The following is a 21,878-nucleotide window of genomic DNA, read 5'->3' on the forward strand; positions in this document are numbered from 1 at the left end:
TCGCGCCGCGCGCGCGTGATGAAGTGCACGCGCCGCGCAGCCACGGCCCTGAACAGCAGCGCTAGAGTGATCGCGGGCGCATTCCGTCCGCCACCCGAACCGCACCGATGACCTTCCCCTGCAGACACCACCGATCGCACCCGGCAACGCGCCGCGAAGGCACCCGATGCTGAACGCGCTGATCGGCGTCGGCCTGTCGCTGCTCGCCGCGGTGCTCGTCGCGATCGGGGCGGTCTGGACGCTTCGGCGCCGCGCGCGCGACGGCGCTGACCTGCCGGCAACGCCAGGCCGCGCCGCGACCTCGCTCGACGGCATGGACGCGCGTGAATTCGAAGCCCTGGTCGGCGAGGCGTTCAAGCTGCAGGGCTACCAGATCATCGAAGCTGGCCGCGACCGCTCGGCCGCCCTGATGCTGCGTCGCGAGCGCCAGACCTTCATCGTGCTTTCAAAGCATTGGCAGGTGGCCAAGGTCGGTATCGATGCGGTTCAAGCCTTGCACCGGACGATGACCGCGCACGGTGCGGAGGGCGGCTTCGCGCTCACGATCGGCCGCTTCAGCCGCGAGGCCACGATCTTCGCGGCGACCTGCGGCATCCGCTTGATCGAAGGATCGGCGCTCGTCAGCCTGATCGACAAGGCCCGCGCCGCCACGCGACGCGAGTCGACGCTCGGCGCGGCGCAACCCCGCTGAAGGCTTTCCTCGAAGCGGGCGGGCGCGATTCAGAATGAGGAACGGACCCCGAGGGGCCTGTGTTCATGTTCGTCCGGGCTCGCACGCGGTGCCACGCAGGTAAAGGGGGTCCAGCACCTTGCTGCGGCATACTGCCCCGGAACTCGCGAGGCAGCATGGCTTCTCCCCAAAATCAGTGGTCGGACCGCACCGAAGTGCTGGGCGAGACGCTCGCTCGCGTCGCGCTCAGCGATCGTGCGGCCTTTGCCACGCTCTACAAGGCGACCAGCGCGCATCTCTTCGGCGTGATCCTGCGTATCAACCCGGATCGAGGCCATGCCGAGGACATCTTGCAGGACATCTTTGTGAACATCTGGCATGCCGCACAGGGATTCGACCCGGCACGCGCCCAGCCGATGACCTGGCTCACGAGCATCGCGCGCAACCGCGCGATCGACAGCCTGCGCCGGCGCAAGACCCAGATCGCGACCGTCACGGTGCGGTCGGGCGCCGGCGACGGCGATGCGACGAGCGACCTGCTGGACACGATGCCGAGCGAGGACAAGGGCCCGCTCGAACTGTTGCTGCAAGCGGCGCGCATGCGTGAGGTATCGCATTGCATCGGCGAGTTGTCGCCGGAGCAGCAGCAATGCGTCGCGATGGCGTACTACCAGGGACTGTCGCATTCCGAGGTCGCTCAACTGCTGGCCCAGCCGCTGGGCACCGTGAAGAGCTGGGTGCGCCGCGCACTGATCGCGCTGAAGGAATGTCTCGGGCGTCCGCCGGCGCATGGCTCGGCGCCGGTCTAGGGCCTGTTAACGCCATGGGAGGGCTCGCGTGACTCAGCAAACAGACCCTAGCATGAAGCACGCCCCTTTCAGGCTGGCTGCCGCCGTGCATAGGAATTGAGATGGACTACGGCCGCCGAGAACTCGCGGACCGCCTGGCGGCGGAGTACGTGCTGGGCACGCTGCAAGGCCCGGCACGACGGCGTTTCGACGCGCTGCTCGGAGCCCACCCCGGGATGCGCGACGCGGTGACGCAGTGGCAACAGCGGTTGGCACCGCTGACGGCCAGCGTGCCGGCCGTGACGCCGCCAGACCGGGTCTGGCACGGCATCGAAAATCGGCTGTTCGTCCACTCGACGCCGCACGACGCGGCGCCGCGCTGGTGGCAGCGCCTGGGGGTCTGGCGCACCGTCAGCGGCGTCGCCGGCGCAGCGGCCCTGGCGATGTTTCTGATCGCGGGGCAGGCGCCTTCTCCGCAGGCCCCGATCGTCATCGTGCTGGGCGCGAATCCCGAGGCCGCCGAGGTCCTGAACACGAGCTTCGTCGCCAGCGTCAGCGCAGACGGACGGGCGCTGGTGCTGAAGCCGCTCAAAGAGATCGCGATGACGCCGGGTCGCACGCTCGAACTTTGGGCCGTGCCTGCACAAGGCGCGCCGCGCTCGCTGGGCCTGGTGCAGGCAACCGGGGCAACTACGCTGCTGCGCTCGCAGCTGCTGCGCGACACGGCGGCCTTCGCGGTCAGCGTCGAGCCCGCCGGCGGCTCGACGACCGGCGCGCCCACCGGGCCCATCGTCGCGGTCGGCAAGCTGCAGACCTGAAGCTGCGCTTGGGTCGACCCGAGCGCATCCGATCGGGCCACGCTTGCGTAAGTGGGACCAGACGCCGTCAGTGCGGCGTCGTTCATCAGCGCAACCCTGCGCTGCCCACTGCTCGAAGGAGACCCATCGTGAAACTACCGAACCGCTACAGCGGGCTTGCCGCCGTCCCGCTGGCCCTCGCCGTGATGGCGGGCAGCGTCTGCGCCTCGAGTCACCGCGAAGCGCCCTTCATCACGACCGTGCCGAAGGTCGACGCGACCGACTTCTACATGTTCCGCAGCTACGAATCCGGCCGCGCGGACTACGTGACGCTGATCGCCAACTACTTGCCGCTGCAGGACGCGTACGGCGGCCCGAACTACTTCTCGCTCGACCCCAACGCGCTGTACGAAATCCACATCGACAACAACGGCGACGCCAAGGAAGACCTGACGTTCCAGTTCCGCTTCAAGAACACGCTCGCGGGTGGCGGCGCCGGCGTCAATCTGAACATCGGCGGCAAGTCGGTCGCCATCCCGCTGATCCAGGCTGGCCCGGTGGCCAACGTGAACGACGCGAACCTGCAAGTCGCCGAGAGCTACACCGTGAGCGTCGTTCGCGGTGATCGACGCGCCGGCAGCGCACAAGCGGTCACGAACGCGGCCAACAACAGCGCCACGTTCGCCAAGCCGGTAGACAACATCGGCGTGAAGACGATTGCCGACTACGCTGCGTACGCCGCCAAGCACCTGTACAACGTCAACATTCCCGGCTGCAATCTGCCCGGCCGCGTCTTCGTCGGGCAACGACAGGATCCGTTCGCCGTCAACCTCGGCACCATCTTCGACCTGGTCAACGCGCCGGTGTCCGTGCTCACCGATCCGGCTCTGATCGGCGCCGTACCCAACACCATCGGCGACAAGAACATCACCACGCTCGCGCTGGAGGTGCACAAGAGTTGCCTGATCCGTGGCGACGATGTCATCGGGGGCTGGACGACGGCCAGTCTGCGCCAGGCCCGTTTGCTCAATGGCAAGCCGCCGTCGGGACACCATGCCAGCGAGAAGCCGGGTGGTGCCTGGGTCCAGGTGTCGCGCCTGGGCATGCCGCTGGTCAACGAGGTCGTTATCGGCCTGAAGGACAAGGACAAGTTCAACGCCTCGAAGCCCTCGGGTGACGCGCAGTTTGCCGACTACGTGACCAACCCGACGCTGCCCGCGTTGCTGGAGATCGCGCTGAACCTGCCCAACACCGCGCCGACGAACTTTCCACGCAACGACCTGGTCACCACGTTCCTGACCGGCATCAAGGGCGTGAACCAGCCGATCAACGTCATTCCATCCGAGATGCTGCGCTTGAACACCGCGATCCTGCCGGTGCCCTTCGCGCAGCAGAACCGTCTCGGGATCGTCGGCAACATCCTGGCCGGCGGCAGCGACAACGCCGGCTTTCCGAACGGCCGCCGGCCGAAGGACGACGTCGTCGACGTCTCGCTGGTCGCGATGATGGGCGGTCTGTGCGTCGCCAACGGCAACAACGATGCGCTCGGCTTCGGCGCGGCCTGCAAGCCGTCGGCGGTGCCGCTGGGCGCGACATCGTTGAAATTGCACGACGCGGTCGATCAGGCGGTCGTGCCGCTGTTGGCCGGCTTTCCGTACCTGAACACGCCGATTCCCGGCAGCAAGTGAGGCCGACCATGAAACGCACATCCTGGGTGTTCATCAGTGCCGTCGCGGTCCTGACCGGCTGCGGGGGCGGCCACGCCGACGATTCGTTCGGCAACGACCCGGCGTTCAGCGGCGAGGTCCCGGCCAACGCAAGCGCATCGTCGCAGGCCTACACGACCTACGTCGGATCGCTGCTGGCCGACGATCGGGCGCTGCCGCTCGACATCGACAAGGTGGTTCGGCCGACGTCGGAGACCACCGAGCCGATCGACGTGAATTGAGCGGGGCCGGGTCAAGTCGACCCTCGACTCGACCGTTCTGCCGGGCGGCGCCTGCGTCGCCCGGCATCGCAGGAGCGATCCATGAAGACGCTTTGGAGCCGAGCCGCCGTGGCGCTGTTGGCGGTCGCCGGCGCGCCACTGTGGGCTGCGCCTTTCACGCCGGCGAACGATCAGGAGATCGTCCAGCGACTGCCGACCCGCTGGGACAGCGCCGCGCGTGCGCAGCGGGCCGAACTGGCGCGTGAACCCCGCAACCTGCCGCTCGCGTTGGCCACCGCACGCGCCGCGCTGGAGCGCGCGCGCCACGAGGGCGATCCGCGCGAGCTCGGCGTGGCGCAGGCCGCGCTGGCACCCTGGTGGGCACTGCCCAACCCTCCGCACCCGGTGCGGCTGCTGCGCGCGACGGTCCGGCAAAGCGAGCATCGATTCGAGGCGGCGCTGGTCGACCTGGAAGCGCTGACGAACGACCCGGCGGCGCCGTTGGCCCTGCAGGCACAAGCCGGCCTGACCCGTGCCGCGGTGCTGCAGGTGACGGGCCGTCTGACCGACGCGGAACAAGCCTGCGCGTCCTTGCGCACCGCGCGTTTCGAAGCGCTGGGCCAGGCTCTGTCGATCCCCGCGCGCGCCTGCTCTGCGGAGCTGCGCGGCCTGACCGGGCATCCGCACGAAGCGGCGGCCGGACTTGCGGCGCTGGCGCGCGAAGCGCCGCATGACCGGTGGCTGTCGTTGGTGCGGGGCGAACTGGCGCAGCGCATGGGCGACCACGCCGCTGCCCAGGCCCGCTTCGCGGAGGCGGCCGCCACGGACGCCGACGTCTACACCCTGGCAGCGTATGCCGACTGGCTCTTGGAGCGGGGGCGCAATGCTGACGCGCTGGCGTTGACGCAAACGGCCGACCGCGACGCCGACGCGCTGCTGCTGCGTCGTGCCATTGCGCTGCACCGTCTGCACGACCCGCTGGCGGCGCAGACCGCAAGCGCGATGAACGCGCGCTTTGCAAGTGCACGCCTGCGCGGTGAGAGCCTGCACGCCCGTGAAGAGGCGCGGCTCGCGCTCGACGTGTTCGCCGACCCAGCCCGGGCGCTCGTGTTGGCGCGCGAGAACTGGGGCCGCCAGAAGGAGCCGGCCGACGCGGTGCTGCTGTGGCGCGCCGCGCACGCCGCGGGGCAGCCCTCGGCCGCCGATCCGGTGCGCGCCTGGGCCGGGAATGCCGGCCGAATCGATGTCCGTCTGGCCGACACCACGGGCGGTCGACCATGAGAACGAATCATCGGCGTGCCGCAGGCCTGATATTCGCCCTCGCCTTGGCCGGAACCGCGCAGGCGCACAAGGCGAGCGACGCCTACCTGAGCTGGCGCATCGACGGTGCGACGGTCGAGCAGCGGACGGACATCGCGTTGCGCGACCTCGATCGCGATCTGAACCTGGATGCAGACGACGACGGCGCGCTGAGCTGGGGAGAGGTCCGGCGTCGCTGGGACGAGATCGAGCGCCTCGCGGCCAATGGCGTGCGCGTAACGATGGACGGCGACGCATGCCGCCCGATCCGTTCGTCGGCGCCGCAGATCGTCGAGCACACCGACGGCCGCTACGCGGTGTTGCAGCGCACGCTGCAATGTTCGCAGCCGGTGCAACGGTTTGAACTCGACTACCGCCTGTTCGGCGACAGCGATCCGACGCACCGTGGCATCGCGCGCATCGTCGCGCCACGACACGAGGTCAGCGCGGTGCTCGTGCCGAGCGCCGGGGTGCAGCGCTTCGACGTGAGCGAGGCCGCGCCGCAAGGTCGTCCGTCGTTTCTCGGCTTCGTGACCGAGGGCACGCGGCACATCGCGGCGGGGCTCGACCACATCCTGTTCCTGGTCACGCTGCTGCTGGTCGCGGTCTGGCGCCGCGACGGCAAGCGGTGGGTGCCGCGGTCGAGCGCCGCCTCGTCCTGGAAGGAAACCCTGCGCCTGGTGACGGCCTTCACGCTGGCCCATTCGTTGACACTGGCTCTGGCCGCATCGGGCGTGCTGGCGCCACCATCGCGTTGGGTCGAGTCGATGATCGCCGCGAGCGTGCTGGTGGCCGCCATCGACAACCTGTGGCCCTTCGCGCGCGGTCCACGCTGGCTGATGGTGGCCTTCTTCGGCCTGATGCATGGCTTCGGCTTCGCCGGTCCGCTGCAGGACCTGGGACTGCGCAACGGCGACATCCTGATGCCGCTGCTCGGATTCAACCTCGGCGTCGAGCTCGGCCAACTAGCCCTGGTCGCGCTGTTGCTTCCGCTGGCATGTGCGCTGCGAAGCGCGCCCTGGTACCGCCTGGCCGCGGTGCGAGGTGGTTCTGCCGCGATCGCGACGCTGGCGCTGGCGTGGACGATCGAACGCAGCTTGCAGGTTAGCCTGCTGCCATGAACCGCGGCCCCTTTGGGGGCCTTCTCATGGCATCACTTGGCGGAGCCGGAGGGATTCGAACCCTCGATGCAGGTTTTGCCCACATACTCCCTTAGCAGGGGAGCACCTTCGGCCACTCGGTCACAGCTCCGTAAACAGCGCGCATTCTAACCTGCGAACGGCCGCGTCTTCAGGTCGCGGGCTGCTCCAGATCGAAGGCCTTGTGCAGCGCGCGCACCGCGAGCTCCATGTACTTCTCGTCGATCACGACGCTGGTCTTGATCTCGCTCGTCGTGATCATCTGGATGTTGATGCCCTCTTCGCTCAGCACACTGAACATGCGGCTCGCGACGCCGACATGCGAGCGCATTCCGATGCCGACGATGCTGACCTTGCAGATCTTCGCGTCGCCGATCAGATCGGTCGCGCCGGTGACCGGCAGCACCTTGGTCTTCAGCAGATCCATCGTGCGCGCGTAGTCGTTGCGATGCACGGTGAACGAGAAGTCGGTGCGGCCATCGTGCGAGACGTTCTGGATGATGACATCGACATCGATGTTGGCCTCGGCGACCGGACCGAGGATCATGAACGCGATGCCCGGCTTGTCGGTCACGCCGAGCAGGCTGATCTTGGCTTCATCGCGATTGAACGCGATGCCCGAGACAACGGCTTGTTCCATTTTTACGTCTTCCTCAAAGGTGATCAGGGTGCCCGACTTGGCCTCTTCGGCGATGTCGATGTCCCAGGGCGTGAAGCTCGACAACACGCGCAAGGGCACGCGGTACTTGCCGGCGAATTCGACCGAGCGAATCTGCAGCACCTTCGAACCGAGGCTGGCCATCTCGAGCATCTCTTCGAAGCTGATCGTCTTCAAACGGCGCGCTTCGGCGACGATGCGCGGATCGGTGGTGTAGACGCCGTCGACATCGGTGTAGATCAGGCACTCGTCGGCCTTCAGCGCGGCTGCCACCGCGACCGCCGAAGTATCCGAGCCGCCCCGGCCCAGTGTCGTGATGTGGCCATGTTCGTCGACGCCCTGGAAGCCGGTGACGATCACGACCTTGCCGGCCGCCAGATCGGCGCGCACGCGCTGGTCGTCGATGCTCTGGATGCGTGCCTTGGTGTAGGCCGAGTCGGTGCGGATCGGCACCTGCCAGCCGGCGTAGCTGACGGCCTCGATGCCTTCGGTCTGCAACGCAATCGACAGCAGCCCGACCGAGACCTGCTCGCCGGTCGACGCGATCATGTCGAGCTCGCGTTGCAGCGCAGGCGTGACGCTCTCGGGCGCAAGTTCCTTCGCCAGACCGAGCAGGCGGTTCGTCTCGCCGCTCATCGCCGACGGGACGACCACCATCTGGTGCCCGGCGCGAGCCCATTTGGCGACGCGCTTGGCGACGCTGCGGATACGCTCCGGCGAGCCCATCGAGGTGCCGCCGTACTTGTGGACTGTGAGAGCCATGGGGTGAATCAGGTCGCAGAGGGAGTCGAAATGCCCGCACGAGGGCGAGCCCGCGATTCTAACTTCGGTGGTTCAGCGGACCGGCGTCAGCCGTTGTCGGCGTGCGCCACCCAGCGCAGGCCGGCCAGCAGCTGGCCCGGCAGACCGAGCATCCGCGCGTCCAGGCCCAGCCCGGGAACGAAGACGAGCTGACCGCCGCTGTAGACCAGCGGTCCGTCGCGTTCAGAGGGTGGGATGCCGGCATCCTGGTATTGCTTCTTCAGGCTGCGCGGCGGCCGGCCCCGGCCGGCCTGGAACTGCTCGCCACCGCGGCGGGCGCGCAGCTCGAGTTGTGCGAGCCACGCGAGCGGCACGCCCGCTTCGCGCACGCGTTCGACCTGCAGCGCGCCCGACCATCCCGGCAACACGTAGAGGCCGGCGCGGCGAATGCTCAGGTGCGTCTCGCGTTCGACTGCGCCACTGGCACGGGCCGACTCGGCGGCGCAGCGCAGTACGCCGCGGTACACGAGCAACTCGCCGCCATCCAACGGCCAGCGCGCGCTGCGGCGCGCCGGCAGTTCATCGAGCAGGCGCGCGATCAGACTCGCGGGTGCTCTGTCGCCGCGCTGCTGCTTGATCCACGCACGCAGCACATTGCTGCGCCGCGCCGGCGACAACGTGAGCCAGGCCGTGACAAGCAGCCCGTCGGCGCTGGCCACTTGCGCCAGATCGAGTGCGGCGACTTCGCCGAGCACCGCATCGGCCTCCTGCGCCCACGCGGCGGCGGTCGCCAGCGAGGCTTCGGCATTCTCGAACGCGCCGATCAATGCCGGCCACGCCTGCAGGCGCAGCCGGTTGCGCGCGAAACGCGGGTCGGCGTTGCTCTCGTCGTCGATGTGCTTGAGGCGATGGCGGCGCACATAGGCGTCAATCTCGGTGCGCGACCTGTCGAGCCAGGGGCGTTGCCAGGTCAGACCATCGCGCTCGACGCTGCGCGGCATGCCGGACAACCCAGCGACGCCGGCGCCGCGCAGCGCCTGCAGCACGAAGGTCTCCGCCTGGTCACGACGGTGGTGCGCGAGCAGCACGATCGAGCTTCCGTGGGCGAGCGCCATCGCGCGCAGCGCCTGGTAGCGCGCCTGCCGCGCCCAGGCCTCGACGCTCTCGCCGCGCGCCGGGCGATCGGTCAGACACTGTGACGCGAAGACGATCGGCTTGCCGGCCCGCGCCCAGCGCCGGCATTGCGCCTCGCAATGCGCGAGCCATGCGTCGGCGTTCGGGCTCAGGCCATGGTGAACATGCAACGCGACGACCTCGACGCCCCGGCCGCTCGCCTCCGCCAGCGTCGCATGCAGCAGCGCCGTCGAATCGCGCCCGCCGCTGTAGGCGACCGCGATGCGATGCATCATCCTCAGGCCAGCGCCGGGCCGCCGTGGGCCACGAAGAGGCCCGCTTCGTGGACCTCTGCGGCCTGAGCTCCCCGCGGGGGAAGGTGCCGCAGGCGCCTAGGGGTCGACATCTAGCGTTCTTTGGTGTCGCTGAAGCGACCGTACGACTGCAAGCGCTCGTAGCGTCGCTGCAGCAGCTCTTTCGGCTTCAGGTCGTTGACCTGGCGCAGCGCGTCGTTCAGCGCCCGCTTCAGGAACGCGGCCATCTGCTTCGCATCGCGATGCGCGCCGCCGACCGGCTCGTTGATGATCTTGTCGACCAGGCCGAGCGCCTTCAGCCGGTGCGCGGTGATGCCCAGCGCATCGGCCGCATCGGAAGCGCGCTCCGAGGTCTTCCACAGGATCGACGCGCAGCCTTCCGGCGAGATCACCGAATAGATCGAATACTGCAGCATCAGCAGCTGATCGCCGACGCTGATCGCGAGCGCGCCGCCCGAGCCGCCCTCGCCGATGATCGTCACGATGATCGGCACCTCGAGCTGTGCCATCTCGAAGATGTTGCGGCCGATCGCCTCCGATTGGCCGCGTTCTTCGGCACCAATGCCGGGGTACGCCCCCGGCGTGTCGACGAAGGTGAAGACCGGCAGGCCGAACTTCTCGGCCAGCTTCATCAGGCGCAGTGCCTTGCGATAGCCCTCGGGGCGCGACATGCCGAAGTTGCGCAGCCCGCGCTCCTTCGTGTCGCGGCCCTTCTGGTGGCCGAGCACCATGCAGGCCTGGCCGTTGAAACGCGCGAGGCCACCGACGATCGATTGATCATCCGCGAATGCGCGGTCGCCGTGCAGTTCCTGGAAGTCGGTGAAGATTTCGCTGACGTAGTCGAGCGTGTAGGGTCGCTGCGGGTGTCGTGCGATCTGCGTCACCTGCCAGGGCGACAGGCTCGAGTAGATGTCTTTGGTGAGCTGCAGGCTCTTCTTGCCGAGGCGGTCGATCTCTTCGGAGATGTCGACCGCCGATTCACTCTGCACATAGCGCAGTTCTTCGATCTTCGATTCGAGCTCGGAAACAGGCTGCTCGAACTCGAGGAAATGACGTTTGCTCATTCGTGGGTTCCTTCGTGGGAAGGCGGCTACCGCAGTATTCAGTAGTCTACCGGCAGCGGGTCGAGGCTGCGCCAGATGTACCAGGTCGCAACCGAACGAAACGGCGCCCAGGCATCGCCGACCTCGCGCGCTTCGGCGCGCGACACCGGCTCGCCGCTGAAATAGTTGACGCTGATGCCGTTGAGCAGGCCAAGGTCGTCGAGCGGCAGCACGTTCGGGCGCATCAGGTGGAAGATCAGGAACATCTCGGCGGTCCAGCGGCCGATGCCGCGGATCGCGATCAGCTCATCGACGATCGCTTCGTCGTCCATCTGCTGCCATTGGCCGACGTGCACCGCGCCCGATTCGAAGTGGGCCGCGAGATCGCAAAGGTACTCGCACTTGCGCGCCGAGAGCCCGGCGGCGCGCATCGTTGCGGTCTCGAGTGCGAGCACCGAGGTCGGCGCGAGCCGGGTCGGCGGCTCGCTCATCAGCGCCGCGAAGCGGCCCCATACCGACTGCGCGGCCTTTACCGAAATCTGCTGGCCGACGATCGACCGCGCGAGCGTCGTGAACGCATCGCCGCGGCTTTGCAGCCGGCCTTCGCCGCACTGCGGGATCAGCTTGCGCATCACGCGGTCGCGCTTCGCGAGGTGCTTGCAGGCTTCGTCCCAGTATTGCGGTGTGACGTGCGGCACCACGTGCAGCAGTGCCGCGGCGGCGTCGGCCGCCGGAGCCTCCGGCTTGCTGGCGCGCGTGGGCATCAGGCCTTCACCCAGGTCGTGCCGCTGGCCGAATCCTTCAGCGCGATCCCTTGCGCGAGCAGCTCTGCGCGAATCCGGTCCGCGAGCGCGAAATCGCGCGCCTTCTTCGCGGCATCGCGTGCCGCAATGCGCTCGGCGATGTGGGCTTCGTCGAACGCGCCGCCGCCCTGCAGGAAGCCGCGCGGCGCCTGCTGCAGCACGCCGAGCGTTGCGGCCAGGCCCTTGAGCAACGCGGCCGTGTCGAGCGAGCGCGTTCGATTCAGCTCGTTCGCGAGCTCGAACAACACCGCGAACGCCACCGGCGTGTTGAAGTCGTCGTTCATCGCGGTGCGGAAGGCCGTGGCCTGCGGCTGCTCCCAGTCGACCGCGCGCTCGGGCACGTCCAGGCCGTCGAGCGCCGTGTACAGGCGCCGCAGCGATGCCCGCGCGTCGTCCAGGTTGACATCGCTGAAGTTGAACGGGCTGCGGTAGTGCGTGCGCAGCATGAAGAAGCGGATCGTCTCGCCGTCGTAGCGCTCGAGCACCTCGCGGATCGTGAAGAAGTTGCCGAGCGACTTCGACATCTTCACGTGGTCGAGCTGCAGCAGGCCGTTGTGGACCCAGATCGTCGCGGGCGGCCGCCCGGTCGCGCCTTCGCTCTGAGCGATCTCGTTCTCGTGGTGCGGGAACTGCAGGTCGGCGCCGCCGCCGTGCAGGTCGAACTGCTCGCCGAGCAGCGCACAGGCCATCGCCGAGCATTCGATGTGCCAGCCGGGACGGCCGCTGCCGTAGCCCGACGCGTACTTCGCGTCGTCGGGTTCGTCGGGCTTGGCCGCCTTCCAGAGCACGAAGTCGAGCGGGTCGTCCTTGCCCTCGAGCACCGCGACGCGCTCGCCGGAGCGCAACTCGTCGACCGATTTGCCCGAGAGCTTGCCGTAGCCAGGGAACTTGCGCACCGCGTAGTTCACGTCGCCGTTCGACGACTGGTAGGCCAGGCCCTTGGTCTCGAGCGCCTCGATCATCGACAGCATCTGCGGCACGTACTCGGTCGCGCGCGGCTCATGCGTCGGCAGATCGATGCCGAGCGCGCCCAGATCGGTGTGCATCGCGCCGAGCATTTCGTCGGTCAGCTGCCGGATCGGGATCTTGCGCTCCAGCGCACGCCGAATGATCTTGTCGTCGATGTCGGTGACGTTGCGCACATAGGTGACGCGATATCCGAGCACCCGCAGCCAGCGGTAGATCAGGTCGAACGCGATCATCATCCGCGCGTGGCCCACGTGACACAGGTCGTAGATGGTGATGCCGCACACGTACATGCGAACGTGGTTCGGCTCGATGGGCGTGAAGGTCTCGATCTGCCTCGAGAGCGTGTTGTGGATTCGAAGCGTCATGGGCCGATGGCAATTTCAGAGCCGTGGCATCGAATGCCCGGGCCCCGCAGGCGGGAAACTTGGGGTGTCGTGAGGCCCAGCGACAGGACCGCAGCGCGGCTGCGGCTGGCGTCGGCAGCGTCCTGGCGAAAGGGCCTGCACTACAATCATTTCAGTATACCGGGCTGTCCCGCGCATCGGCCGCGGCCGATCACGCGCCGGCCGTCTGCACCGCCACTCATCCCCCTTTTTGCCGATGCCCTGCCCGAACCCGCCGCTGCGCGTCTTCCTGCTTCGCCTGCTCCTCGCGCTGGCCGGCACGAGCGCATCGTTCGCGGTCTCGGCGGACGATCTCGGCGATGTGCAGCGCCTGTACTACTCGGGCCAGGCCGCCACGGCGATGCAGCGCGCCGACCAGTTCCTCGCGACCAGGCCGGGCGATCCGCAGATGCGCTTCATGAAGGGCGTGATGCTGGCTGATGCGAAGCGCGATGCCGAGGCGATCGCGCTGTTCCAGAAGCTGACCGAGGACTACCCCGACCTCGCCGAGCCCTACAACAACCTCGCGGCGCTGTACGCGGTCACCGGTGACTATACGAAGGCCCGGGCAACGCTCGAGCAGGCGCTGCGCACCAACCCCGGCTACGCGACCGCGCACGAGAACCTCGGCGATGTCTATTCCGCGCTGGCCGCGCAGTCCTATGCGCGCGCGCTGAAACTCGACCCGGCCAACGCCACGGTGCCGCCGAAGCTGGCGCTGGTGCGCGGCCTGTACAAGCCGCGCGCCGCAGAGGCACCCGCCTCGGCGGCCGCGAAGTGATCGTCAATCGTCCGATGAGGAACCTGCCCATGACACATTCCCGTTCACGCTGGATCGGCTGCGGCGCGCTCGCGCTGGCGCTGTGCGTCAGCGCCTCGGCCCATGCGCAGAAGGTCAAGCTCGCGACCTCGGCCGGCGACATCGTAGTCGAGCTCGATGCCGCGAAGGCGCCGAAGACGGTCGACAACTTCGTCACGTACGTGAAGGCCGGCCACTACAACGGCACGATCTTCCACCGCGTGATCCCGACCTTCATGGTCCAGGGCGGCGGCATGACGGCCGACATGAAAGAGAAGTCGACGCGCGCGCCGATCCCGCTCGAGAGCCGCAACGGCCTGAGCAATGTTCGTGGCAGCGTCTCGATGGCGCGCACCGGCGACCCGAACTCGGCGACCTCGCAGTTCTTCATCAACGTCGTCGACAACGACCGCCTCGACGCGGCGAACGCCCGTGACGGCAACGGCTACGCGGTGTTCGGCAAGGTCATCGCGGGCATGGACGTGGTCGACAAGATCCGCGCCGTGCCCACCGGCAGCAAGGGGCCGCACGAGGACGTGCCGACCACGCCGATCACGATCAACAAGGCAACACTGGAGAAATAGCATGGGTACCCAGGTCGATATCGAAACCAGCAAGGGCACGATCCGCGTCGAACTCGACGAAGCGAAAGCGCCGATCTCGTCGAAGAACTTTCTCGACTACGTCGACGCCGGCCACTACGACGGCACCGTGTTCCACCGCGTGATCCCGGGCTTCATGATCCAGGGCGGCGGCTTCGAGCCCGGCATGCGCCAGAAAGCGACGAAGGCGACGATCACGAACGAGGCCAACAACGGCCTGAAGAACGATCGCTACACGCTTGCGATGGCGCGCACCTCGGCGCCGCATTCGGCCAGCTCGCAGTTCTTCATCAACGCGACCGACAACAACTTCCTGAATTTCACGTCCGAGACCGCTTCGGGCTGGGGCTACGCGGTGTTCGCGAAGGTCGTCTCCGGCAACGAGGTCGTCGATGCGATCGAGAAGGTCAAGACCGGCAGCAAGGGCGGCCACGGCGACGTGCCGCACGACGACGTGCTGATTGTGAAGGCCTCGCGCGTCGCCTGAGCGAACGCAGGTCGCGTCGTGCCGCGTTCGCCCGCGCCGCCCGAGATCGTTGCACCGGCCGAGTGGCGGTGCATCGACCTCATCAGCGACCTGCACCTGGCCGAGGACACGCCGCGCGCGTTTGCGGCCTGGCGCGATTACCTGCGGGACACGCGCGCCGACGCGGTCTTCATCCTCGGCGACCTTTTCGAGGCCTGGATCGGCGATGACGCACGTCATGAAGGCTTCGAGGCGCGCGCTGCCGCGGTGCTGGCCGAAGCGGCCGCACGGCGCCCCCTGTTCTTCATGGTCGGCAATCGCGACTTCCTGCTCGGTGCCGAGATGCTCGCCGCGTGCGGCGTCGAGGGACTCGCCGACCCGACCGTGCTCTGCGCTTTCGGCGAGCGCGTGCTGCTGACCCATGGCGATGCCTGGTGCATCGCCGATGTCGGCTACCAGCAGTTCCGCGCGCAGGTGCGCAACCCGGCATGGCGGGCACAGGTGCTCGCGCGCCCGCTCGCCGAGCGCCGCACCATGGCGCGTGGGCTGCGCTCCGAGAGCGAGCGCCTATCGGCCGCACACCAGGGAGAGTGGTTCGACGTCGACGCGCCGACCGCACTGCGCGAGATGGCCGCCAGCCACGCGCCGACACTGGTGCACGGTCACACGCACCGGCCCGCCACCGAGCCGCTCGCGCCCGGATTCGTGCGCCACGTGCTGAGTGACTGGGCTCTCGATCACGGCCACGGCCACGGGCCGCGCGCCGAGGTGCTGCGTTGGGAGGACGGCCGCTGGGCGCGCCTGGCGCCCGATGCCGCCGCCGCAGCGGCGGCCTGAGCGTGCCGGCCTGGCTGAGACGCTGGCGCGAGTCGCGCACGCTGCGGCGGCGCGCGATCCCCGATCCGCTCTGGCAGCTGACGCTGGCCCGCTTTCCGTTCCTCGGCTGGCGCAGCGCGGCCGACATCGCCCAGCTGCACGAAATGGCGACGCTGTTCCTGGCCGACAAAGAGTTCACCGGCACGCAAGGCCTGCAGGTCGACGACGCGATGGCCGTCGCGATCGCCGCGCAGGCCTGCCTGCCGGCGCTGAAGCTGGGCTTGAACTGGTACGACGGCTTCAAGGGCATCGTCGTGCATGCCGACGCGGTGGTCGCGCAGCGCGAGTTCGTCGACGACGCCGGCGTCGTTCACGCGTACGAGGAAGAACTGTCGGGCGAGGCGATGCACGGCGGGCCGGTGATGCTGGCCTGGCGCGATGTCGACGAGGCCGGCGATTCTGCCGAGCTCGGCTACAACGTCGTGATCCACGAGTTCGTGCACGTGATGGACATGCGCGACGGCGTCGCGGACGGCGTGCCGCCGCTGCCCGACCGCGCCGCGCGGACCGCATGGATCGAGGTGCTGACGAGCGAGTACGACGCGTTCTGCGAGCGCGTTGACGCAAACGACGACACGCTGCTCGATCCCTACGCGAGCGAGGCGCCCGAAGAGTTCTTCGCGGTCGCGTCCGAGGCCTTCTTCGTCGCGCCGCTCGAACTGCAGGCCGAGCACCCGCGCCTGTATGCACTGCTGCGCGGCTTCTTCCAGCAGGATCCGGCCGCTTGTCGCTGAGGGTCGGTCGGATCGGCGCATGAAGAAGGGGCCCGCAGGCCCCTTCTCGTACAGATCGCGACGCGCTACGCCGTCGCGGCTTCCGCCTTCGGCTTGTCGATCTTCTTCACCGGCTGGATGTCGAGCACCGGCTTGCCGTCGGCATCGACATCGACCGTGAGCCGGCCGCCGTCGACCAGGCGCCCGAACAGCAACTCGTCGGCCAGTGCACGACGGATCGTGTCCTGGATCAGGCGCTGCATCGGCCGCGCGCCCATCAGCGGATCGAAGCCCTTCTTGGCGAGCTGCTTGCGCAGCGCGTCGGTGAACGTGACCTCGACCTTCTTCTCGCTCAACTGGCTCTCGAGCTGCAGCAGGAACTTGTCGACCACGCGCAGGATGATCTCTTCGTCGAGCGCCTTGAAGCTGACGGTCGCATCGAGCCGATTCCGGAACTCGGGCGTGAACAGACGCTTGATGTCGGCCATCTCGTCGCCCTGCTCGCGCGCGTTGGTAAAGCCGATCGTCGCCTTGTTCATCGTCTCAGCGCCGGCATTCGTCGTCATGATGATGATGACGCTGCGGAAGTCGGCCTTGCGCCCGTTGTTGTCGGTCAAGGTGCCGTGGTCCATGACCTGCAGCAGCACGTTGAAGACATCCGGGTGCGCCTTCTCGATCTCGTCGAGCAGCAACACCGCGTGCGGCTTCTTCGAGATCGCCTCGGTCAGCAGGCCGCCCTGATCGAAGCCGACATAGCCCGGTGGCGCGCCGATCAACCGGCTCACCGCATGGCGTTCCATGTACTCGCTCATGTCGAAGCGGATCAGTTCGACGCCGAGGATGTAGGCGAGCTGCTTCGCGACCTCGGTCTTGCCGACGCCGGTCGGGCCGCTGAACAGGAACGACCCGATCGGCTTGTCGGGCCGGCCGAGGCCGGAACGCGCCATCTTGATGGCGGCAGAGATGGCCTCGACCGCCGGCTCCTGGCCGAACACGACGCTGTTCAGGTCGCGGTCGAGCGTCTTCAGCTTCGAACGGTCATCGTTCGACACCGCCGCGGGCGGGATGCGCGCAATCTTCGCGACGATCTCTTCGACCTCGCTGCGCGTGATCGTCTTCTTCTGCTTGCTCTTCGGCAGGATGCGCTGCGCCGCCCCGGCCTCGTCGATCACGTCGATTGCCTTGTCGGGCAGATGCCGGTCGTTGATGAACTTGGCCGACAATTCGGCCGCGGCCTGCAACGCGCCGACCGCGTACTTGACGCTGTGGTGCTCCTCGAAACGCGACTTCAGGCCTTTCAGGATCTCGACGGTCTGCTCCACCGAGGGTTCGATCACGTCGACCTTCTGGAAGCGCCGCGACAGCGCCGCATCCTTCTCGAAGATGCCGCGGTACTCGGTGAACGTGGTCGCGCCGATGCACTTCATCGCGCCGGAACTCAGCGCGGGCTTCAGCAGGTTGCTCGCATCGAGCGTGCCGCCCGAGGCCGCGCCGGCGCCGATCAGCGTGTGGATCTCGTCGATGAACAGCACCGCGTTCGGCTGGTCCTTCAGCTGCTTGAGCACGCCCTTCAGGCGCTGCTCGAAGTCGCCGCGGTACTTGGTGCCGGCCAGCAGCGCGCCCATGTCGAGCGAGTAGACGACCGAATCGGCCAGAACCTCGGGCACGTCTTTCTGCGTGATGCGCCAGGCCAGGCCCTCGGCGATCGCGGTCTTGCCGACGCCGGCCTCGCCGACCAGCAGCGGGTTGTTCTTGCGCCGGCGGCACAGAATCTGGATCACGCGCTCGACCTCGTGCTCGCGGCCGATCAGCGGATCGATCTTGCCGTCGCGTGCCAGCTGGTTCAGGTTCTGCGTGAACTGATCCAGCGGCGAGCCCTTGCCATCGCCCTCTTCCTTCTCGCTGTCGCTGGCGCTCGAGCCACTCTCGCTGGGCTTCGCAGGCTCCGGCGGGTCGCTCTTGCGGATGCCGTGCGCGATGAAGTTGACCACATCGAGCCGCGTCACGCCCTGCTGGTGCAGGTAGTAGACCGCGTGCGAATCCTTCTCGCCGAAGATCGCGACCAGCACGTTCGCGCCGGTCACTTCCTTCTTGCCGCTGCCGGTCGACTGCACGTGCATGATCGCGCGCTGGATCACGCGCTGGAAACCCAGCGTCGGCTGCGTGTCGACCTCGTCGGTGCCGCCGACCGTGGGCGTGTTCTCCTTGATGAAGCCGAGCAGGCTCTTGCGCAGGTCATCGGCGTTTGCCGAGCAGGCGCGCAGCACTTCGGCCGCCGACGGGTTGTCGAGCAGCGCCATCAGCAGGTGTTCGACCGTGATGAACTCGTGGCGCTGCTGGCGCGCCTCGACGAATGCCATGTGCAGGCTGACTTCAAGTTCTTGGGCGATCATGCGGCCTCCATAATGCATTGCAACGGGTGGCCGCCACGGCGAGCGGCGGCCAGCACCAATTCAACCTTCGTCGCTGCGACGTCCTTCGTGTAGACGCCGCAAACGCCTCGCCCGTCATGGTGAATCTTCAGCATGATCTGGGTCGCTGTTTCGAGGTCGTGTTTGAAATATTCCTGCAGCACCATCACGACGAACTCCATCGGCGTGTAGTCGTCGTTGAGCAGGACCACCTGGTACATGCGGGGTGGTTCCGTCTTTGCAACCTTGCGCTCGACAACGACCGCGCCCTGGCCGTCGTCGGGCTGGGGTCGCGCCACCGGAGGCGCGGGAGGGGTCGATTCGTCGGGCATGGATTCATTCTATCGAGTTGACGCGCGGGCGTTTCACTCGATCCCATATTGCACCCGTGCCCTGATCTGCAAGGGCCGAATTGCGTCACGCCGGCCGTTCTTATCCGGGGGTGTTCCCGTTCTTGACAGCCAATTTCCAGCGGCGGGAAAATGTGACGCGCGTCACGTACGCTGCCGCGCTGGGGGAGCACAAGCATGGCCACAGGCACTGTCAAGTGGTTCAACGACGCGAAGGGCTTCGGGTTCATCGAACCGGAGGCCGGCGGCGAGGACATCTTCGCGCACTTCTCGGCGATCCAGATGGAGGGCTTCCGCACCTTGAAGCAAGGCGGGCGCGTGCGATTCGAGATCGTCCAGGGGCCGAAGGGCCAGCTGGCGCAGAACATTGCGGCGATCGATGCGCCCGACAGCGCGCCGGCGAGCCCGCTGCCCGGCGCCGAGTGAATCGGCCGGCGCCAACAAGAAAGCCCGCCGAGCGGGCGGGCTTTTTGATCGGCAGTGCCGCGCGAGGGCGGCGCCGCCAACCTCACATCTGGTCGATCATCACCTGCCCGAAGCCGGAGCACGACACCTGGGTCGCACCCTCCATCAGGCGCGCGAAATCGTAGGTCACCTTCTTCGACAGGATCGCCTTCTCCATCGAGCTGATGATCAGGTCGGCAGCGGCAGTCCAGCCCATGTGGCGCAGCATCATCTCGGCCGAGAGGATTTCAGAGCCCGGATTGACGTAGTCCTTGCCGGCGTACTTCGGCGCGGTGCCGTGCGTCGCCTCGAACATCGCGATCGAGTCCGAGAGATTCGCGCCCGGCGCGATGCCGATGCCGCCGACCTGCGCAGCCAGCGCGTCCGAGACGTAGTCGCCGTTCAGGTTCAGCGTGGCGATCACCGAGTATTCGGCCGGGCGCAGCAGGATCTGCTGCAGGAACGCGTCGGCGATCACGTCCTTGACGACGATCTCCTTGCCGCTCTTCGGGTTCTTGAACTTCATCCACGGGCCGCCGTCGATCAGCTCGGCACCGAATTCCTTCTGGGCCAGCGCGTAGCCCCAGTCACGGAAGCCACCTTCGGTGAACTTCATGATGTTGCCCTTGTGCACCAGCGTCACCGACGACTTGTCGTTGTCGATCGCGTACTGGATCGCCTTGCGCACCAGGCGCTCGGTGCCTTCGCTCGAGACCGGCTTGATGCCGATGCCCGAGGTGTTCGGGAAGCGGATCTTCTTGACGCCCATTTCCTTGATCAGGAAGTCGATCAGCTTCTTGGCCTTGTCGCTGCCCGACTCGAATTCGATGCCGGCGTAGATGTCTTCGGAGTTCTCGCGGAAGATCACCATGTTGGTCTTCTCGGGCGCCTTCACGGGCGACGGCACGCCGGTGAAATACTGGATCGGCCGCAAGCAGACATAGAGATCGAGTTCCTGGCGCAGTGCGACGTTCAGCGAGCGGATGCCGCCGCCGACCGGCGTCGTCAGCGGGCCCTTGATCGAGACGACGTACTCCTTCACCGCCTCCAGCGTCTCACCCGGCATCCAGACATCCGGGCCGTAGACCTTGGTCGATTTCTCACCGGCGTAGACCTCCATCCAGTGGATCTTCTTCTTGCCACCGTAGGCCTTGGCCACCGCCGCATCGACCACCTTGATCATCACCGGCGTGATGTCGGCGCCCGTACCGTCGCCCTCGATGAACGGGATGATCGGCTGGTCGGGAACGTTGAGCGAAAAATCGGCATTGACGCTGATCTTCTGCCCGCCTTCGGGCACCTTGATGTGCTGGTACATGGGGATGAGGCTCCGCTCGCTGAGGTGATGAATCGGTGAGGTCAGGGTGAATTTTTGATTCTATGCCAGCCCCTTTGTCGGCCGGGCGCGGCGGGGCAGGCGTTGATAATCCGAGCATCACTTCGAGCCGCTGCCATGACCCGTCTTGCCACCTTGCGAGCCCTCCTCGCCTCGACCACCCTCGCGCTGCTGGCCAGTGCCGCGACCGCGCAGGACGCCCCGCAGAAGCTCCCGTCGATCAAGCTGAGTGCCGGCATGCACGTGATCCAGGCCGAGGTCGCGCAGTCACCGCAGGAGCACAGCATCGGCCTGATGTTTCGCCCGACGATGCCAACGAACGACGGCATGCTGTTCATCTTCGAACGCCCGGGCCAGCAGTGCTTCTGGATGAAGAACACGCTGTTGCCGCTGTCGGTCGCGTTCGTCGGCGACGACGGCAGCATCACGAACATCGAGGCGATGAAGCCGCAGACACTCGACAGCCACTGCTCGACGAAGGAAGTGCGCTTCGTGCTCGAGATGAACGAAGGCTGGTTCGCGAAGCGCGGCCTCAAGCCGGGCATGAGAATCCAGGGCGCGCCGTTCAGGCAGTAGCGACGCGCAAAGCAAGAAGGCCGGTCGATGACCGGCCTTCTTCGTTGGGTTCAGCGCTTACGCGAAATTCTTCTCGGCGAACTCCCAGTTCACCAGCGAGTTCAGGAAGGTCTCGACGAATTTCGGGCGCAGGTTGCGATAGTCGATGTAGTAGGCGTGCTCCCAGACGTCGATCGTCAGCAGCGCCTTGTCGGCGGTGGTCAGCGGTGTGCCGGCGGCGCCCATGTTGACGATGTCGACGCTGCCATCGGCCTTCTTCACGAGCCAGGTCCAGCCGGAGCCGAAATTGCCGACCGCGCTCTTCGTGAACGCATCCTTGAATGCGGCGTAGTTGCCCCACTTCGCGGTGATCGCCGCGGCCAGCGCGCCCTTCGGCTCGCCGCCGCCGGCCGGTTTCATGCAGTTCCAGAAGAAGGTGTGGTTCCAGATCTGCGCTGCGTTGTTGTAGACGCCGCCGGTCGCCTTCTTGATGATCTCTTCGAGGGTCATCGATTCGAACTCGGTGCCCTTTTGCAGGTTGTTCAGGTTCACCACGTACGCGTTGTGGTGCTTGCCATGGTGGTATTCGAGCGTCTCCTTGCTGGTCGCGGGCGCGAGCGCGTCGAGGGCGTAGGGCAGTGCAGGCAAGGTGTGTTCCATCGTGAACCTCTTCCGGGTAGTT

Annotated in this window: 23 protein-coding genes and 1 tRNA gene; 14 read left to right on the forward strand and 10 right to left on the reverse strand. The window is 67.1% G+C overall.

The genetic code is table 11. From position 1 onward, the window contains the following. The first annotated feature begins 166 nt into the window (after positions 1-166). The 7 genes from AC1DTW_RS07465 (at position 167) to AC1DTW_RS07495 (ending at position 6,602) form a co-directional block, all read left to right on the forward strand. The gene (locus tag AC1DTW_RS07465) at positions 167-691 is read left to right on the forward strand and encodes a restriction endonuclease (protein WP_477980394.1); all 525 of its coding nucleotides are present in this window, start codon (positions 167-169) and stop codon (positions 689-691) included. Between the two features lie 155 nt (positions 692-846). Continuing rightward, complete coding sequence (locus AC1DTW_RS07470; RefSeq protein WP_477980395.1) at positions 847-1,479, forward strand: sigma-70 family RNA polymerase sigma factor; 633 nt, start codon at positions 847-849, stop codon at positions 1,477-1,479. A 101-nt stretch (positions 1,480-1,580) separates the two neighbouring features. Continuing rightward, positions 1,581-2,276: an anti-sigma factor gene (locus AC1DTW_RS07475; protein WP_477980396.1), complete on the forward strand. Its 696-nt coding sequence runs from the start codon at positions 1,581-1,583 to the stop codon at positions 2,274-2,276. A gap of 185 nt (positions 2,277-2,461) precedes the next feature. Beyond that, the gene (locus AC1DTW_RS07480; protein WP_477980505.1) at positions 2,462-3,943 is read left to right on the forward strand and encodes a DUF4331 domain-containing protein; all 1,482 of its coding nucleotides are present in this window, start codon (positions 2,462-2,464) and stop codon (positions 3,941-3,943) included. A gap of 8 nt (positions 3,944-3,951) precedes the next feature. After that, entirely contained in the window at positions 3,952-4,203 is a 252-nt protein-coding gene (locus tag AC1DTW_RS07485; protein ID WP_477980397.1) for a hypothetical protein, read from the forward strand. Between the two features lie 81 nt (positions 4,204-4,284). Continuing rightward, the gene (locus AC1DTW_RS07490) at positions 4,285-5,463 is read left to right on the forward strand and encodes a hypothetical protein (protein WP_477980398.1); all 1,179 of its coding nucleotides are present in this window, start codon (positions 4,285-4,287) and stop codon (positions 5,461-5,463) included. A gap of 44 nt (positions 5,464-5,507) precedes the next feature. Beyond that, positions 5,508-6,602 (forward strand): HupE/UreJ family protein, encoded by a 1,095-nt coding sequence (locus AC1DTW_RS07495; protein WP_477980399.1) that lies wholly within the window; start codon positions 5,508-5,510, stop codon positions 6,600-6,602. Positions 6,603-6,639: 37 nt separating this feature from the next. Here AC1DTW_RS07495 and AC1DTW_RS07500 read toward each other — a convergent pair. The 6 genes from AC1DTW_RS07500 to cysS all read right to left on the reverse strand — a co-directional run bounded on the left by AC1DTW_RS07500 (position 6,640) and on the right by cysS (position 12,626). After that, positions 6,640-6,732, reverse strand: a tRNA-Ser gene (locus tag AC1DTW_RS07500). A gap of 39 nt (positions 6,733-6,771) precedes the next feature. After that, on the reverse strand, positions 6,772-8,040 hold the full coding sequence (locus AC1DTW_RS07505; protein WP_477980400.1) for an aspartate kinase: 1,269 nt from the start codon (positions 8,038-8,040) through the stop codon (positions 6,772-6,774). Positions 8,041-8,126: 86 nt separating this feature from the next. Next, entirely contained in the window at positions 8,127-9,428 is a 1,302-nt protein-coding gene (gene tilS, locus AC1DTW_RS07510) for a tRNA lysidine(34) synthetase TilS (protein WP_477980401.1), read from the reverse strand. A gap of 110 nt (positions 9,429-9,538) precedes the next feature. Beyond that, positions 9,539-10,510: an acetyl-CoA carboxylase carboxyltransferase subunit alpha gene (locus AC1DTW_RS07515; RefSeq protein ID WP_477980402.1), complete on the reverse strand. Its 972-nt coding sequence runs from the start codon at positions 10,508-10,510 to the stop codon at positions 9,539-9,541. A 38-nt stretch (positions 10,511-10,548) separates the two neighbouring features. Continuing rightward, positions 10,549-11,253, reverse strand: coding sequence for a DNA-3-methyladenine glycosylase family protein (locus AC1DTW_RS07520; protein ID WP_477980403.1), 705 nt, complete (start codon positions 11,251-11,253; stop codon positions 10,549-10,551). Next, positions 11,253-12,626, reverse strand: coding sequence for a cysteine--tRNA ligase (cysS, locus tag AC1DTW_RS07525; protein ID WP_477980404.1), 1,374 nt, complete (start codon positions 12,624-12,626; stop codon positions 11,253-11,255). Before cysS ends, AC1DTW_RS07520 begins: the two co-directional genes overlap by 1 nt. A gap of 235 nt (positions 12,627-12,861) precedes the next feature. Here cysS and AC1DTW_RS07530 point away from each other — a divergent pair, with 235 nt between their 5' ends. The 5 genes from AC1DTW_RS07530 to AC1DTW_RS07550 are packed head-to-tail and all read left to right on the forward strand — an operon-like array spanning position 12,862 to position 16,121. After that, complete coding sequence (locus AC1DTW_RS07530; RefSeq protein ID WP_477980405.1) at positions 12,862-13,425, forward strand: tetratricopeptide repeat protein; 564 nt, start codon at positions 12,862-12,864, stop codon at positions 13,423-13,425. 29 nt (positions 13,426-13,454) lie between these two features. After that, positions 13,455-14,027, forward strand: a complete 573-nt coding sequence (locus AC1DTW_RS07535; RefSeq protein ID WP_477980406.1) for a peptidylprolyl isomerase — start codon at positions 13,455-13,457, stop codon at positions 14,025-14,027. Between the two features lies 1 nt (position 14,028). Next, entirely contained in the window at positions 14,029-14,532 is a 504-nt protein-coding gene (locus AC1DTW_RS07540; protein ID WP_477980407.1) for a peptidylprolyl isomerase, read from the forward strand. An 18-nt stretch (positions 14,533-14,550) separates the two neighbouring features. After that, positions 14,551-15,348, forward strand: a complete 798-nt coding sequence (locus AC1DTW_RS07545) for a UDP-2,3-diacylglucosamine diphosphatase (RefSeq protein WP_477980408.1) — start codon at positions 14,551-14,553, stop codon at positions 15,346-15,348. A 2-nt stretch (positions 15,349-15,350) separates the two neighbouring features. Then, positions 15,351-16,121 carry a M90 family metallopeptidase gene (locus AC1DTW_RS07550; RefSeq protein ID WP_477980409.1) on the forward strand — a complete coding sequence of 257 codons (771 nt, stop codon included), beginning with the start codon at positions 15,351-15,353 and terminating at the stop codon, positions 16,119-16,121. 65 nt (positions 16,122-16,186) lie between these two features. On the opposite strand, the gene clpA is transcribed toward AC1DTW_RS07550, so the two are convergent. Then, complete coding sequence (clpA, locus tag AC1DTW_RS07555) at positions 16,187-18,493, reverse strand: ATP-dependent Clp protease ATP-binding subunit ClpA (RefSeq protein ID WP_477980410.1); 2,307 nt, start codon at positions 18,491-18,493, stop codon at positions 16,187-16,189. Then, positions 18,490-18,843: an ATP-dependent Clp protease adapter ClpS gene (clpS, locus tag AC1DTW_RS07560; RefSeq protein ID WP_477980411.1), complete on the reverse strand. Its 354-nt coding sequence runs from the start codon at positions 18,841-18,843 to the stop codon at positions 18,490-18,492. The genes clpA and clpS overlap by 4 nt, the downstream gene beginning before the upstream one ends. Before the next feature lie 195 nt (positions 18,844-19,038). On the opposite strand from clpS, the gene AC1DTW_RS07565 reads away from it, so the two are divergent. Beyond that, positions 19,039-19,287 carry a cold-shock protein gene (locus AC1DTW_RS07565; protein ID WP_477980412.1) on the forward strand — a complete coding sequence of 83 codons (249 nt, stop codon included), beginning with the start codon at positions 19,039-19,041 and terminating at the stop codon, positions 19,285-19,287. 82 nt (positions 19,288-19,369) lie between these two features. Here AC1DTW_RS07565 and icd read toward each other — a convergent pair whose 3' ends face one another. Further along, positions 19,370-20,623, reverse strand: coding sequence for an NADP-dependent isocitrate dehydrogenase (gene icd, locus AC1DTW_RS07570; protein WP_477980413.1), 1,254 nt, complete (start codon positions 20,621-20,623; stop codon positions 19,370-19,372). Positions 20,624-20,758: 135 nt separating this feature from the next. Between icd and AC1DTW_RS07575 the strand changes: the two genes are divergently transcribed. Further along, positions 20,759-21,217, forward strand: a complete 459-nt coding sequence (locus tag AC1DTW_RS07575) for a DUF192 domain-containing protein (protein ID WP_477980414.1) — start codon at positions 20,759-20,761, stop codon at positions 21,215-21,217. A gap of 57 nt (positions 21,218-21,274) precedes the next feature. Here AC1DTW_RS07575 and AC1DTW_RS07580 read toward each other — a convergent pair whose 3' ends face one another. Further along, positions 21,275-21,856: a superoxide dismutase gene (locus AC1DTW_RS07580; protein WP_477980415.1), complete on the reverse strand. Its 582-nt coding sequence runs from the start codon at positions 21,854-21,856 to the stop codon at positions 21,275-21,277. Positions 21,857-21,878: the final 22 nt, after the last annotated feature.

The sequence above is a fragment of the Rhizobacter sp. P5_A1 genome, assembly GCF_056400745.1.